We start from the raw sequence: 17335 nt of genomic DNA, 5'->3' as shown, positions 1-17335 counted from the left end.
CTGTATATGTGAATCCTAATTTCCAAGCATCATAGGCATCTTGTATTTCCTGTTGTGTTGATGATGAATCTAAACTAGTGTCTGTTGGACAACTCACTTCAAGATCAAGTTCATCCTGAACTACAAATGAAGAACTACATGATACAGTACCACATGTATTGCTTGCTGTAAAAGTAAACTGTAAATCAATTCCTGCTTCACAATCGTATGCTGGAAGCGCTGGTATATCTCCTATATTGGAGGTTAAGTTACAATCACCTTCAGCTAAAAAGTCGTCAACCCAACTGGTATATGCATCTAAAATTTCTTGCTCTGTTGAACAAGCTGGTAAATTTACATCTGTCGAACAACCAACTGATAATGTCTCTGGACCATCAACCAAAAATCTTGTTTCACAGGATACAACTCCGCAATCATCTGATGCCTCTAAAGTAAAATTTAATACAACTGCTGAAGCACAATCATACGCAGGCAATGCTGGAATGTCTCCTATATTTGAAACCGTATTGCATCCACCACTAACTGTTATTTCTGATACCCATAAATTATAAGCATCTATTATATCTTGCTCTGAAGAACAAGATGGTAAAGCTACATTTGTTGGACAACTTATTTCCAAATCAGTTTCATCCTGAACTACAAATGAAGAACTACATGATACAGTACCACATGTATTACTTGCTGTAAAAGTAAACTGTAAATCAATTCCTGCTTCACAATCGTATGCTGGAAGCGCTGGTATATCTCCTATATTGGAGGTTAAGTTACAATCACCTTCAGCTAAAAAGTCGTCAACCCAACTGGTATATGCATCTAAAATTTCTTGCTCTGTTGAACAAGCTGGTAAATTTACATCTGTCGAACAACCAACTGATAATGTCTCTGGACCATCAACCAAAAATCTTGTTTCACAGGATATACTTCCGCAATCATCTGAAGCTTCTAAAGTAAAATTTAATAGTACTACAGATGTACAATCATATGCTGGTAAAGGTGGAATGTCTTCTATATTTGAAGTTGTGTTACACCCTCCACTAACGGTAATCTCTGACACCCAAATATTATATGCATCTATTATAGCTTGTTCAGATGAACATGCTGGTAAGTTTACATTCTGAGGACAGCTCACCTCTAAGTTTGGTGAAGACAACACGTTAAAAGTTACTGTTTTTTCACTTGAATTATCACAATCATCTGTGGCAGTCCATCTATATGTAACAGCATAACCATTACAAACATCAACTGTATAAGGGTCTATACTAGGCGCAACGGTTACACCATTATCATCTGTAGCAGTTAAAATTTGTTGTGTTGGCAACGGATCATTACAATTAATATCTAATATAGAGTCTGGATCATCTAAAACAGGAGGAATCGTATCTTCAGTTACTTCAGCACTACTCATTGCTGTACATCCATTGTCGTTATCTGTAACCGTTAATGTATATGTACCTGCTTCGGCTACTGTGATATCTTCTGTAGAAGCTGAATAACCATTTGGTCCACTCCATGTATATGATAAATCAGCATCAGGATTCGTTGAACTTCCTGAGCCATCTAAGGTAGCTTCCAATGTTGCACAATTAAGTTCTTTATCTGCTCCTGCATCTGCTGTTGGCGTGTTTTCATCTGCTGTAATTTCTATATTTTCAGTAGCTGTACAGTTTGCTTCAGTATCAGTTACTGTTAAGGTATAAGTACCTATTGAAGTAGCAGTTGCTGTTATTTGATTAACTGGACCTGAAAAAGAACCATCGTTAGTCGTCCATAAATAAGAAACACCTGAAGCAGTACTTCCTGTACCATCTAATGTAACGGTGTCATCAATACAATCTATTTCTAATGGACCATTAATGACAGCTATTGGCAAACTTGTTGAAATTGTAACATTTTTAGTTCCTTCAGAATAACAATCTTGATCTGCCTCAACAGTAACTGTATATGTTCCTGCTGGCAGATTACTTACTGAAAAATCTTTAAGATTTGTTACAAAAGTGTCTACTGGATTACCTCCTTGAGTTACAGTAACTGTAAAAGGTCCATTTGCTAATGTTGATAATGTAACATCAATAACGCCATTAGTTGCATTCTCACAAATTGTGGTACCTTGAATATTTACGATGATTGGGCATAAACTTTTTGCCAGATTACGAAAACAAGCTGCTACATTATTAATATTAGCATCAATCTCATAATCTGAATTGGCAATAGTATTAATACTTGAATTATAAACATCGCTTCCTGAAATATTTGGAATTTCACCTGCGACTGCATTTCCTACACCAAGAACAAACATGTGTGTTCCTTTACCTTTAATAATATTGGCTAAAATTGCTGCGTTATAAATCTCAGCTTCTTCAGTTGCTGCACCTGAATCACAAAAGTCATAACTTGATCCTGGATTACCTGCGTTTGGTGAGTAAGTTGTAGGTTGTCCGTCTGTAAACATCAATAATAAATCTGCAGTTGGTAACGCATTAGCTCTTAGTAATGCTGCTTGCCAATTAGTACCTCCTAGATTACCTTGATCTGGATTGTAAGTCTGACCATTATACGAAGTTCCAGCAAAATAATTTGTCATACCTGCAACTACACCTGAAACAGGTGTATATGAGCTTACAACATAATTAGCAACAGATCCAAATTCAATAATGGCAACGTTGACAGGTGTACATTCAAGTTCCTGTAAAAAAGCTAATACTCCATCTCTTACTTGATTTTCTGCATTGGCATTACCGATTGAATTTGATTCATCAAGAATAAGAATAACATTAATAGTTTCTTGACAACTAACGCCAAGGTCTGGATTATTACCAACCAAAAAACTTGGACAATCGTCACAATCTCTTCCTGGAATGTCTTCGCAGTACGTTTGCGCTTGAATTGAAAAAGTACTAAAAAATAAAAAAGTCAGAAAAAACAGTAATTGCTTTTTGACTTTTGATTTAGAGAATAAGGTGTTGTTAGTTTGACAACAAGTTTCAGTTGAATTATTAGCTACAGCATTCATAATGATTGGTTTTATTTTGTTAAACCAAACATAAACTGATTACATGAGTATTGTAAATTTGGGTTGATAGGCTATTAATCAACCAAAAAAATGCTACTGTGATAATAATATCTGCAGGGAGAATTTGATATTATATTTAATGAAATGTACAAAAAAATGAATATGGTTAAATGACTTTTAGACAATTTCCAGAAAAAGGAGTTTAAAAGATTTTTGTTGTGAGAAATTTCTTTTTCCAACTATAAAACCCTATTAAATAACTGTTTAACAACAGTATACAAAACAACTCAGTTCGTTTTTTTTATAGATGACAAATAAAATCCGACATAAATAATCAAAAATAGAGGTATTATTATGAGTTGAGCAATTATTATATAATAGGGCCATTCACCAAAATAGTCTAAAAGTGAAGCTGATTTAGGCTTTTGATTAAGATAAAAATAGTTGGCATCTAGCAGAAAATTTATAACTACCATAAAAACCACATACAATTGAAGTGCAAAAAAAGATTTAAAGATGCTTATAAATTTAGGTTTCATTTTAAAAACAAAAACAGCATAAAAAATAATAGACAGAAGGCCTAAGTGAACAATCCAATATCTAAAATAATCAAAACTTGGAAAACCAACAGCTATATCAGGAGTTATGACACCTTGTATTGTTCCCGCAATAATCCAAAACACTAAAATCTCAAACATCCAATACCTTCTAAAATAAGAGAATACAGGAATTAACAATGCAATTAAGCTACATAAATACAAAGGTAAATCTGTTTTTAGATCATAAGATTTAAAGCAAATATGGTACACATGAAAACTCAGGACACTTAAAGAAACAAAAACTGCTAAACCATTGAATAATGTTAATTTTAGTTTTTGATCAGAAGATTGTTTAGCAAATCGGATTAACAGAAATGAGCACAAAACAGCAATACCAATAGGCAAAAGATGCTCAGGTGAACCAATAGTAACACGTTGTATTAATCTTGAAGCTATAAAAAACACGAAACAAGATAACTAAATTGAATTACATACGCTGTTCTCTGGCCAGTAAAGTGTTTTTAAGCAACATTGCAATCGTCATTGGACCTACACCTCCAGGTACAGGAGTAATATAACTTGCCTTTTTACTCACATTTTCAAAGTCAACATCACCTGTGATGATATACCCTTTTGGAGAGCTTTCGTCTGAAACTCTTGTGATTCCAACATCTATAATAACAGCTCCATCTTTTACCATTTCAGCTTTTAAAAAGTTAGGAACACCAAGTGCTGAAATGATAATATCTGCCTGTGAAGTAATTTGTGTAATGTTTTTTGTGTGACTGTGTGTTAGTGTCACTGTAGAATTTCCAGGAAAGCCTTTACGTCCCATTAAAATACTCATTGGTCGTCCAACAATGTGACTTCGCCCAATAACAACGGTATGTTTTCCTTTAGTTTCAACTGCATAACGATCTAATAATTCAAGTATACCAAAAGGTGTTGCAGGAATAAATGTACTCATATCTAATGCCATTTTTCCGAAGTTTTCAGGATGAAATCCGTCAACATCTTTGCTTGGATCTACAGCCATTAATACTTTTTGAGTATTAATTTGAGGTGGAAGTGGCAACTGAATGATAAAACCATCAATATCGTCATTTTGATTTAGCTCTTCAATTTTATCCAGAAGCTCGATTTCACTCGTAGTATTAGACATACGAACCATAGTCGATTCAAATCCAACACGCTCACACGCACGAACCTTACTGCCTACATAAGTCAAACTTGCACCATCATTACCAACAATAACAGCAGCTAAATGTGGCACTTTTTCACCTTTAGCTTTCATTTTTTTGACTTGTTCTGTGATTTCGTCTTTAATGTCGTTACTAACTTTTTTTCCGTCTAGAATTGTCATTTTGGATTTATTTATCAGTTCGAGCGCAGTCGAGATCAAATTAATACTTCTGGTATCTAATAGAGACCTCTCGACTGCGCTCGAGGTGACATTTATGATTTCATGAGTTGTTATTTCATACCTTTCATGGCTTGCATCATCGCTTTTCCTTTTCCACCTTGCATCATCTTCATCATTTTGCTCATTTGGTTGAATTGCTTCAGTAATTGATTTACTTCCTGAACCGAGGTTCCAGAACCTTTACCTATACGTTTTTTTCTACTCGCATTTATAACTGAAGGATTAGATCGTTCTTCAGGAGTCATTGAATGAATGATGGCTTCGATTCCTTTAAATGCATCATCATCAATATCAACATCTTTCATCATTTTTCCTGCGCCAGGAATCATTCCGATAAGATCTTTCATATTACCCATTTTTTTAATCTGCTGAATCTGCTTCAAGAAATCATCAAATCCAAACTGATTTTTAGCAATTTTCTTTTGAATCTTTCTGGCTTCCTCTTCATCATATTGTTCCTGAGCTCTTTCAACAAGAGATACCACATCTCCCATTCCAAGAATACGATCTGCCATACGTGACGGATAGAACACATCAATCGCCTCCATCTTCTCACCTGTACCAATAAATTTGATTGGTTTATTTACAACAGATTTAATAGAAATTGCTGCTCCACCACGAGTATCACCATCTAATTTGGTAAGAATAACGCCGTCAAAATTTAAGATATCATTAAAAGCTTTTGCCGTATTCACAGCATCCTGACCTGTCATCGAATCCACAACAAAAAGTGTTTCCTGAGGCTGAATAGCTTTATGAATATTAGAAATTTCTGTCATCATTGCCTCATCAACTGCTAATCGACCAGCAGTATCAATGATAACAACATTATGTCCATTAGCTTTTGCGTGAGCAATACCAGCTTGTGCAATTGCAACAGGATCACTATTTCCTTTATCACTATAAACCTCTATATTAAGCTGATTACCAACAACATGTAGCTGATCAATTGCTGCAGGACGATACACATCACAGGCAACTAATAATGGTTTTTTCGTTTTCTTGTTTCTTAAGTAATTGGCTAATTTACCGGAGAAGGTTGTTTTACCAGAACCTTGCAAACCAGACATTAAAATAACTGTAGGAGCACCAGAAAGGTTAATGCCTTCAGCATCTCCTCCCATTAGCTCAGTTAATTCGTCTTTTACAAGTTTGACCATTAATTGACCTGGTTGTAAACTTGTTAAAACATTTTGACCTAAAGCTTTGTCTTTAACTTTATTAGTAAACTCTTTAGCTATTTTAAAGTTAACATCGGCATCTAACAATGCTCTTCTTACTTCCTTTAACGTTTCGGCAACATTGACTTCCGTAATACTTCCATGCCCTTTTAAAACATGTAACGCTTTATCTAACTTTTCATTTAAATTATTAAACATAGTCTTTCTTCAAATTAGTTAATACACCATAATTAATTTACATGTATTTGGAAAGTTGCAAATTTAAGTATTTGTAGTGTATTTATAAAGTGATGCGCTATAAATTAAAGTATAAAAAAAGGATTGCTATGGCAGCAATCCTTTTTACCAACTAAAAACTAAAACTAAAAACCAAGCGGTTCTGTTTTGCTAACTATTTTTTTAAAATATAAAACAGCAGTCTTTTTTTAATAAGTATTTAATGAACTATTGGACTGAATCAATAATACAGACTATTGTTTTATTATATAACAGCTAAATCTAAAAATCCCCTACCTTTGTTTAAATTTCAAACTTAGTTTCAAGTTACAAACTATGTCAAAACCGCTTAATGACAACATATGTGAGGAACAATTGTTCTCGTCACTGTTCCATAAATATTCTGAAGATCTTCATAACTTCTTATATTATAAATTTGGCAGAGCACTTAGCCCTAAAGATAAAGTTCAGGAAGCTTTTATAAAGTTATGGGAAAACTGTGGAAAAATTGCACCAGATAAAGCTAAAAGCTTTTTGTTTACAACAGCAAATAATTTAATGCTTAATGCCTACGCTCATCAAAAGGTTGTCAGGAAACATGAACAAATAAAACCTAAATCTAGTACAAACGAAACACCTGAATTTATTTTACAAGAAAAAGAATATCAAGAAAAACTAAATAAAGCTATTAACAATCTAACAGAAGCACAGCGCGTTGCTTTTTTAATGAATCGTGTTGAAGGAAAACGCTTCAAAGAAATTGCAGAACTACTGGAAATTTCCACTAAAGCCGTTGAAAAACGAATTTATGGAGCACTAAAAAAGTTGAGAGAAGATATTGATGAATTATAATGAGAATAATAAGGTAGGAATTTTTAGAGGATAACTGTTATATAGATGTAAATCATATCATGAACAAAGAAGAACTCATACAAAAGTGGCTGAATCACAGTCTTAATGCTCAAGAACTTGAGGCTTTTAAACAGCTTGAAGATTATGATGCATTGTGTAAATTAGACACAAACCTTAAACACCTGAAAGCTCCGGATTACAATACTTCTGAGAATTTAGAACAGGTCATGAGTACGATTAAAACAAGTTCGCAAACCAGTATCAGCTGGTTGCCTACTGCACTAAAAATAGCAGCTGTTTTTGTTATTTGCTTTGGTGTATACTTTTACACTACAACTAGAGATACCATAATTAATACAATGGCATCTCAAAAGCAATCTATAGAGTTGCCAGATAATTCTATAGTGGAACTAAATGCGATGTCTACACTTGTTTTTAATAAAAGTGACTGGACTGAGAATAGAGACGTTTCATTAGATGGTGAAGCTTTCTTTAAAGTTGCAAAAGGATCACAATTTGATGTAAAAACTGAAAATGGTGTTGTTTCCGTTTTAGGAACACAATTCAATATAAAACAACGTAACAACTATTTTGAAGTCACTTGTTACGAAGGAAAAGTTGCGGTAACGTACGATACTAATACTACTAAATTATTGCCAGGAGATTCATTCTTTATTTTAGATGGTAAATTAATTATTACAGAAAAAGAAAATCAATCGACGCCTTCATGGCTACAAAACCAAAGTCGTTTTAAAAGCTTACCATATCGCGAAGTTATCGCTGAGTTTCAAAGACAGCACGATGTAATTATTTCTTTGGAAAATATTGACGATTCTCAATTATTTACTGGAAGTTTTACGCATAATGATATTGAAATTGCCTTAAAATCCATTACTTTACCGTTACATTTAACGTACAGTAAAACTGACAATATCATTATACTAAAACGTGAGTAAAAAAGGTATCATTTATCTTTTTGTAATTATATTTTTCTCTAGTATTTACAGCAGTATTGCTCAAAATACATCTGAAGAGCCACAACCTCTTGTTAACATACTAATCGCATTAGAAACACAATACAGTATAAATTTCACCTATGTTGATCAAACGATATCAGAAATCCATATTGTAAAACCAAATAAAAGCCTCACTCTGGAAGAAGTATTAGATTACTTAAAAGCAGAAACAAATCTCGATTTTATTTTAATTGACAGCTACAATGTAGTCATCTCAAAACGAATTAATCCATTAAGTGAATTTATCACTCAAAAACTTGAAGAAGTTGTTATCACTAATTATTTGACAAAAGGAATTTCTAAAAAAAGTGATGGTAAAACAGTTATTAAAACTAAAGATTTCGGAATTCTTCCAGGACTTATAGAGCCTGATATATTACAAACTATACAAGCACTACCTGGCGTTTTAAGTGTTGACGAAACAGTTTCAAATATTAATGTAAGAGGAGGTACACATGACCAAAACCTAATTCTCTGGGATGGTATAAAAATGTATCAATCTGGACACTTTTTTGGATTGGTATCTGCTTTCAATCCATATCTTACAACAGATATCAATGTTTCAAAAAATGGAACGAGTGTTATTTATGGCGACGGTGTTTCCAGTGTTATAGACATGCGGCAATCTAATAGCCTGGATCAAAATTTTAAAGCTGGAGCAGGTTTTAATCTCATACATGCTGATGGGTTTACTAAAGTTCCAATAACTAAACAAGCAGAACTTCAGCTTTCAGCCAGACGTTCTCTAACCGACTTTATTTTTACACCAACCTACAATCAATATTTGCAGCGTGTTTTTCAGGATTCAGATTTTTCTAATTCACAACAAAACACGGCTCAAATTGTATCTAACAACGAGCGTTTTTACTTTTATGACATTGCTACTAAATTGCTTTACGACATTACAGACCAAGATCAAATTCGGTTTAATTTTTCTACCATTAACAATAGTCTCACCTATGACCAACTGTCACTTGTAGATGAAAACCAATCACTAACAAATACTTTAGAACAAAACAATTTTGCTGCTGGAGTTCAGTATTTAAAATACTGGAATAGCAAACTCACAACAACAGCACAACTATATATTTCTAACTATAATCTTGAAGCCACCGATTTTGACGTCATTAACAGTCAGCGTCAAAATCAGGAAAATGAAGTCAAAGATTTAGGCATCAAAATCAATGCTACCAACCATATTGATGACAATTTAAAGTTACATGGTGGTTATCAATTTAATGAGGTTATTATTAGTAATTTAGAAGAACTTGATTTTCCAGACTTTACGAGCTTTGTCAGAGAGGTCAATCGAACACATTCTATTTATGGCGAAGCTGAATTTACTTCCGCAGACAAAAATACGTATGCCAGAATAGGGATTAGAACAAATTTTATTGAAAAATTTTCAGAGTTTTTTACTGAGCCCAGACTTTCGGTAAGTCATAAACTTAGCAACAACTTTAGATTAGAGTTTTTAGCCGAATTCAAAAGTCAGACTACCTCACAAATTATTGATTTACAGAATGATTTTTTAGGTATTGAAAAACGACGCTGGATTTTATCTAACAATGAAGATATTCCAATTATAAAGAGTGTTCAAGGTGCTTTCGGAATTCACTATAATAAAAACAAACTGTTTATTAGTGCAGAAGCCTTTATTAAAAATGTTGAAGGCATTACCAGCCGAAGTCAAGGATTTCAAAATCAATTTCAATTCGTTAATGAAATAGGGAAGTATCAAGTTAGAGGTGTTGATTTTTTAATTAACAAACAATTTGAAACATTCAGTACCTGGTTAAGTTATTCCTTTAGTAATAATGATTATACCTTTGATAATTTAAACAACAATATGTCTTTTAGGAATAATTTAGACATCAGACATGCCGTAACTTTTGCAAACACTTATGCCATTAATAACTTAAACCTCGCCTTAGGTTTCAATTGGCATTCAGGCAAGCCTACTACACGTCCAGCAAACACTCAAAATACAACAAACAATATTATAGAGTACAAATCACCTAACAGTAGTAACCTGAGTAATTATTTCAGAACAGACATTTCTGCAACTTATAAATTAAAATTTGGATCAAAATTAGACGCTTCTATAGGAGCTTCTATCTGGAATATATTTGACCGAAAAAATATTATTAACACCTATTTTGCAACCGATGAAAATGGAAACATTGTAACTGTTGATAATTTATCTTTGGGCATTACGCCAAACATCAGTTTTAGAGTAAGGTTTTAACAAAAATTATGAAAAACAAGTCTTACCTTTAAGCTATATAATTTTAATGACACAGCTATGGTACAATTACATATTATTAGTAAAGATATGCATCAAGCTAATGAAATTTCAGCATTATTGCGTCAGGAAAAATTAGTTTTGAATGACTACATCCTGAAAGACGTCGTAGGAAGACATTCAAACGTAAATGAGGTTTTAATCGTTGCAACTACTAAAGCGCTTTTGTTCAACCCCATCAATAAAATTTTACGAAAAAAGCACAAGCATAATATGCCAATACTATATGCTGTCCCTATTGTATATATGGATGAATTACAAACTGAAGAATTAAAAAGTGGCACTACTAAAGTATAGTTTATATAAATTCTAATATATTAAATCGCTCACAATGTTTAAGTGCTAAATGTATTTAACATCAACAGCAACCCAATAGCTCAATAGACGGATGTTATTGAATCTTTTCAGCGAAAAATCAACCAGCTTAAAAGGTAAATCCAACTCGAATTCCGCCCCATTTTGCTAAAGATCCAGTGTCAAATTCTTTGGTGATGCTTGAACGTGTATATTCAAAATACAATGTTTTAGTTTGAATAACCATTCCGAAATTAAACTGTGAAGTAACACGCTCAATATTTTTAGATGAAATGGTATACGGACTTTCACGATTTATCAAACCTCCTTGTAACGTAGCATCATAGCCTATGACATTAAATACAGGTTGCGCATACACATAGATTTGAAAATTAGTTTGGTTATTCTCTGAAGAAAAAGAATCTTTAAACTGTCCGAGAATAACATTTGCTCCAACTGAAGCATTAGTGAATAAAGTTCCTATATTTAAATTAGATTGAGACTGTACAGATGCAACATCATTAAAATTCACAATTTGCTTTTCAATTCCAATAGTATAGTTGACCACAATATCATTTTTAATCTGATGCCTCCATCCTCTTGGCACTTTATTTCCAGTGGCTTTATGAATCCCAACTTGCATCTCTTCACCAAAAGCTCCAGGTCCGATAATTCCCAGATTAACTGAAGAATGTATTCTTAGTTGTTTATCTGAATGCTGAGCAACTGCAAACGATTTAAGCATGATTGCTGCAGCAAACGGCCTATCATTAAACTGAATTTCAGGAAGATCGTATCGATCTGGTGTAAAACCAATATGTTCTATTGATAATCCGTATTTCAACTGATATATTTCTGGTTTAATTAAAAGTGAATTGATTGGGTTTTTACTAAAATAAGGAGATACAAATTCCAAATTATAACCTTGAGTGTAATTTTCATCACTTGCAGCAAAATAATCATTGTCGTAATTAAATCTGAAATAACGGTTACTATCTATGTTTCTGAAGGAAATCAGATGATCAATTTTTTGAGCATTTGCTATTCCGAAAAAAACAAAGACAACAAGTACACATGTAAATTGTTTTGTCATACTCTATTTACGATATATGACCTCATCTGGTTTTAAAATGTTATCTTGAAAAATGACACGTAAAAAAAGCCGTCTTTCGACGGCTTACCTAGCAAATCTAGTTTAGTAATTAGGACTAACTACTAATCTAAAACCAGTTTGTGTGTCACAGAATTGTTTTCAGAAGTCATACTTAAAATATATAAGCCTGAAGCCATTCCGTTGATATCAATACTGTTTAATCCCGATTTCAGTAGTGTTTCTTTTACCAATCTTCCGTTTATTGAAATCACTTTCAGATTAACATCACCTGAAATTGAAGTTCCAATTTCGATGTTAAACACGCCAGATGTTGGATTAGGATACACATTTAATACAGCATTCTGATTGAAATTTTCAATAGATAATGCCATTTGAGATTCATAAGCTCCAATATCTCGAGACGCTCCAAATACAGGTTGGCCAATTTGATCTGTAAACGTATCAGCAGAATCACCTGCATCAAACGCTGGAGAACCATTTAATAATTGATGCGTAAATGTTGTTCCACCATTATCTTGTAATGGACCAACAAGTGGATTAGCTTCTTCTATATCATTAGTTTGAGCAGTAAATACCGCTAAATCATCAGTCCCAATTAAATTAAAATTATTTGATGTTAGTAATCCCGAAACATCAGTTCCTGAACTCGCGGTATTTAAAGCTACTATAGTATTCTTAAGAGTAACATTTGTTACAGCACCAATTCCTCCACCAGTTCCAGCAGATGTATTTTGTGCTATAGTAGAAGCATTGATATCTAAACTTGCTCCAGTATTAAAGATTCCTCCACCAGATACTGATGCTGAGTTCCCTGAAACTGTACTCGTCATAATTGTTGTAACAGCTCCTGGATTTCCGAATACACCACCACCTTCGCCAGCAGTATTATTGTCAATAGTTGATGCAGAGACATTCATTGTGGTTCCATTTTGATTCCAAAGTCCTCCACCTTCATTAGCTGCTGCATTTCCAGTTATGGTACTTGTTGAAATTGTTACTGTTCCAGATGTTCCAGTAACATGCAATCCACCACCATTTCCTGGTGCAGCTGTTCCTGCAGTTCCGTCAACATCGTTATTAGACATTATAGAGTTTGTGAATATTAATGTTCCATCAATAATTTCAATTGCTCCACCAGCTCTATTAGCTGAATTTGCTTCGAACGAAGAATCTGTAACCGTCACATCACCAGCAGTACTTAATAATCCACCACCTGATGCAGAAGTTCCTGTAGCTGTGTTGTTTGAAATGACTGTTCCATTGCTAACGTTTAAGGTTCCACCATTGTTAAAAACTCCAGCTCCACCATCATCTGCAGCAGAACCTAAAGCTGTATTGCCATCAATGACTACAGCATCTAAATTCATAATTCCTGATCCATTCCATAAACCTCCACCTTCTCTGTCAGCAGAATTAAAGTTTACAGTTCCACCTGTGATATCAGCATTACCTGGACCTGTTATATGTAATCCTCCACCATTTCCAGGTGCTGATCCTACGGAATTACTATTTAAGATTACATTAGTAAGTGTAAGTGTTCCAGAAGCAACAGAAGAATTATCTTCAATTCCACCACCAGCTCTATTTGCTGTATTTCCGGTTATAGACGAATCTGAAACTGATACAGTTCCTCCATCAACATTTTGAATTCCTCCACCAGAACCTGAAGCTCCAGTTGCAATGTTATTGATAATACTTGTTCCATTTTGAACGATTAAAGTTCCTCCATTATTAAATAAAGCTCCACCTCCATTATCTGCAGCATCACCTTGAGCTATATTGCTATCTAAAGTAGTTCCGTCGACAGTCATAGTTCCTGAACCATTCCATAAACCACCACCTTCTGAAGCAGCAGTATTCATATTTATAGTACCACCAGTAACATTAACCATACTGTTACCACTAACGTGAAATGCTCCACCATTTCCAGGTGCACCTGCTCCAGTGACAACACCAGTATCATTAGAATTTAAACTCACATTAGTAAGCGTTACTGCTCCACCTCCATTAGTTTCAATTCCTCCACCAGCACGATTGGACTGGTTATCTTCAATCGTGATTCCATTTGCTAATAGCGTACCAGCAGCATTTAAAATTCCACCACCTGTAGATTGTGCACCATCAGCATTATTATTTGAAATTATCGTTGAGCCTGATACATCTAAGGTTCCTCCTTCATTATAGATTCCACCACCACCAGCAGCTCCAGGTATCGTAGCATCATTTCCAGATGCAGTGTTACCATTAACTGTATGATTGACTATGGTCATTATTCCAGAACCATTCCATAAACCACCACCTTCATTGGCAGCAATATTTCCATTAGTAGTGCCACCAGAAATATTCGTCGTTGCAGAACCCGTCACGTGCAATCCACCTCCAGAACCTGGAGCTGCAACTGCAGGTGAAACTCCTGCATTATTCATATCTAAAATTACATTGACAAGATTTAAAGTACCTCCAGCCAGTTCAATACCACCTCCTGCTCTGTTTGCTTGATTTGTTGTAATTGATGATGCATTAACGGTCACATCTCCTCCTACTGATAAGATTCCTCCACCAGAACCTGAAGTTCCATCTGCAATGTTATTACTTATTGTTGTTCCATTCTGAACTAAAAGTGTACCTCCATTATTAAAAATTCCTGCTCCACCATCATCGGCAGCTGGTCCACTTGCTGTATTTGCATTTATAAGAACACCAACGATAGTCATGGTTCCAGTACCATTCCACAAGCCTCCTCCTTCTCTTGAAGCAACATTATTATTAAATGCACCTCCTGAAATATTAGAGTTTGCAGCTCCAGTGATATGAAGTCCACCTCCATTTCCTGGTGCTGATCCGGTTGTATTTGAATTAACCATTGAATTGGTAACATTTAAAGTTCCTTCAATAAGTTCTATTCCACCACCTGCACGATTTGATGAGTTCGTAGATATTTCAGAATCTAAAATAGTTACAACACCATCAGTTGAAAAGACTCCTCCGCCTGAACCTGAAGTTCCTGTTGCGTTATTATTAGTTATTGTAGTACCTCCTTGAACATTAAGCGTTCCTCCATTGTTGAAGATTCCGCCTCCACCATCATCAGCAGCCGAACCTTGAGCTTCGTTACCATCAATTGTTACATTATTAACTGTCATGGTTCCAGAACCATTCCAAAGCCCTCCTCCTTCACGAGCAGCAATATTGCTATTTACAGTTCCGCCTAAAATAGAAGCATCAGCAGATCCAGTGATATGCAATCCACCACCATTTCCTGGTGAAGAGCCTGTGGTATTAAAGTCTAAAGTGGTATTTATTAAATTAAGGTTTCCTTCAATTAATTCAATTCCTCCTCCTGCACGACTTGATGTATTATAAGCAACCCATGATGAGTTTACTGTTACATTTCCATCTGTACTTAAAATTCCTCCTCCTGAACCAGAAGCTCCAGAAGCTAAGTTATTTGTTACGGTTGTTGAATTCTGAACGACGAGTGTTCCGCCATTATTGAAGATTCCTCCTCCTCCAGTATCTGCATCTGCGCCTTGAGCATCATTTCCATCTACCAACGTATTATCTACGGTCATGGTTCCTAAGTTATTCCATAAACCTCCACCTTCTAAAGCAGCAAAATTTAATGTGATTGTACTGTTATCTATAGTTGCATTTGTAGTTCCTGATAAATGAATTGCTCCTCCATTTCCTGGGTTTGGACTAATTGAATTTCCTAAACCAATATCAACACCAGCTGAGTTTCCTGTTAGAATCACGCCAGCTAAAGCTAAAGTATTTCCAGAACTATCTTCAATCGCTCCACCTGCTCTACTGGCATAGTTTCCTGATATTGTTAATCCTGAGGCCAAGTTTAAAATACCTCCAGTATTATTGAAAATAGCTCCTCCTCGTCCACCAACATCTGGTGCGTCTGCTAAATTTCCTGTTAGCGTTGTTGAAGCATCTACATTAAGTGTTCCTCCGTTATTAAAAAGTCCACCACCACCTGTAACATTTCCATTGGCTATATTTCCTGTGATTGTTGTTCCGTTAACTGACATTAAGCCAACGCTATTCCAGAGTCCACCACCTTCAAAGGCTGTATTATTTGAAACCGTTCCTCCATTATAAATCACATCTCCTGCTCCGGAAATATGCAATCCACCACCATTTCCTGGTGCTGGTCCATTTACTGTATTTCCAATTAATGTTACATCGTTGAACGTATAGGTTTCGCCAGATGCTGAATTGATTTCAATTCCTCCACCAGCTCTATTAGCCGTATTATTTTCTATTGTAAGTCCGTCAACATCAATAGTTCCAGGAGTTAATGTAAAAATCCCTCCTCCTGAACCTAAAGTTCCTGATGCTGTATTGTTTGTTATTGTAGTTCCATTTTGAACGATTAATGTTCCTCCGTTGTTAAAGATTCCTCCACCTCCATTGTCTCCACCATTACCTTGTGCATCATTTCCATTAATAATCATGGCATCAACTGTCATGGTTCCAAAGCCATTCCATAAGGCTCCTCCTTCAAGTGCAGCAATATTTCCAGATGCAATACCACCATTGATATTTACAGAACCATTACTAGACACATGGATTCCTCCACCATTTCCAGGTGCTGCTGTTGCTGGTGTTACGCCTGCATTATTATTTAACAAAGAAACATTATTTAAAGTCGTTGTGATTGTTGTTCCTCCAGCTGTTTTATCTTCAATTCCTCCACCAGCTCTATTTGCCATATTGGAGGATATTTCAGAATCATTGACTACTAAAATTCCACCAACATCATTAAAAATTCCGCCACCAGAACCAGCTGGTGAGCCTAAGGCATTAGCTACGTTATTTGTAATAATACAATCATTAATCGTTACTGCAGCATTGGTCATATAAATGCCACCTCCATCAGGTGCGACGCCATTGGTAATCGTTAAATCATTTAACGATACATTTCCTGAGCTTATATTAAATGCGCGGCCATTAAAATTTGCATCGATAGTGACTGTAAGTAATGGAGTTCCAATAATTGTAAGATCTTTATCGATTGTAAGTTCACCGTTTAAAGTTACAGTTGTTACGGTTGGTAAAAATGTGATTGTTCCTCCAATTGGTGTATCTGCAATTTCATTCCGTAATGTTCCGTCAGTTCCATCATCTGCACCATTCGTCACAATTTGTGCGAACGAAGATGCTGACATTAATAATAAAGTTATTGCGAATGCAATAACAAGAGTAGTTTTGTTTTTCATTTGATTAGTGTTTTTTGTTAAACTTCTGATTATAAAGCCCTTTGGGGTGGACAAAAACACTTACGAGAAAACAGTAATGTGAGTTTTAAAAAATTGCTATATTAACATTTTTTTAACATTAACCACAAAGCATTATCCTGATTTACAGACACAT

At 34.8% G+C, this 17335-nt stretch carries 9 protein-coding genes and 1 pseudogene; 4 read left to right on the top strand and 6 right to left on the bottom strand.

Annotation, left to right across the window (positions count from 1 at the left end):
- The 4 genes and pseudogenes from ACRHNM_RS12935 to ffh all read right to left on the bottom strand — a co-directional run.
- Positions 1-3010 (bottom strand): annotated as a pseudogene (locus ACRHNM_RS12935) (hypothetical protein); the annotation flags it as partial.
- A 287-nt stretch (positions 3011-3297) separates the two neighbouring features.
- Positions 3298-4014, bottom strand: coding sequence for a TIGR02206 family membrane protein (locus ACRHNM_RS12930; RefSeq protein ID WP_431137063.1), 717 nt, complete (start codon positions 4012-4014; stop codon positions 3298-3300).
- Positions 4015-4036: 22 nt separating this feature from the next.
- A complete protein-coding gene (locus tag ACRHNM_RS12925) occupies positions 4037-4912 on the bottom strand; it encodes a bifunctional 5,10-methylenetetrahydrofolate dehydrogenase/5,10-methenyltetrahydrofolate cyclohydrolase (protein WP_431137062.1) in 876 nt (291 codons plus the stop codon).
- A 110-nt stretch (positions 4913-5022) separates the two neighbouring features.
- Complete coding sequence (gene ffh, locus ACRHNM_RS12920) at positions 5023-6351, bottom strand: signal recognition particle protein (protein WP_431137061.1); 1329 nt, start codon at positions 6349-6351, stop codon at positions 5023-5025.
- A gap of 354 nt (positions 6352-6705) precedes the next feature.
- Between ffh and ACRHNM_RS12915 the strand changes: the two genes are divergently transcribed.
- From ACRHNM_RS12915 to ACRHNM_RS12900, 4 genes are read left to right on the top strand one after another with little or no spacing between them, the layout of a single operon-like run.
- Complete coding sequence (locus tag ACRHNM_RS12915; RefSeq protein WP_431137060.1) at positions 6706-7221, top strand: RNA polymerase sigma factor; 516 nt, start codon at positions 6706-6708, stop codon at positions 7219-7221.
- 59 nt (positions 7222-7280) lie between these two features.
- Positions 7281-8177, top strand: coding sequence for a FecR family protein (locus ACRHNM_RS12910; protein WP_431137059.1), 897 nt, complete (start codon positions 7281-7283; stop codon positions 8175-8177).
- Entirely contained in the window at positions 8170-10485 is a 2316-nt protein-coding gene (locus ACRHNM_RS12905; protein WP_431137058.1) for a TonB-dependent receptor plug domain-containing protein, read from the top strand. Before ACRHNM_RS12910 ends, ACRHNM_RS12905 begins: the two co-directional genes overlap by 8 nt.
- A 57-nt stretch (positions 10486-10542) precedes the next feature.
- On the top strand, positions 10543-10839 hold the full coding sequence (locus ACRHNM_RS12900) for a hypothetical protein (protein WP_431137057.1): 297 nt from the start codon (positions 10543-10545) through the stop codon (positions 10837-10839).
- A gap of 127 nt (positions 10840-10966) precedes the next feature.
- Here ACRHNM_RS12900 and ACRHNM_RS12895 read toward each other — a convergent pair whose 3' ends face one another.
- A complete protein-coding gene (locus ACRHNM_RS12895; RefSeq protein ID WP_431137056.1) occupies positions 10967-11929 on the bottom strand; it encodes a lipid A deacylase LpxR family protein in 963 nt (320 codons plus the stop codon).
- 122 nt (positions 11930-12051) lie between these two features.
- Complete coding sequence (locus tag ACRHNM_RS12890; protein ID WP_431137055.1) at positions 12052-17181, bottom strand: beta strand repeat-containing protein; 5130 nt, start codon at positions 17179-17181, stop codon at positions 12052-12054.
- Between the last annotated feature and the right edge of the window lie 154 nt (positions 17182-17335).

This window comes from Psychroserpens mesophilus (assembly GCF_050617655.1).
Classification (GTDB): Bacteria; Bacteroidota; Bacteroidia; order Flavobacteriales; family Flavobacteriaceae; genus Psychroserpens; species Psychroserpens mesophilus_A.
Note: the sequence above shows the minus strand (reverse complement) of the source record. Positions and strands in the feature narration are given on the sequence as shown.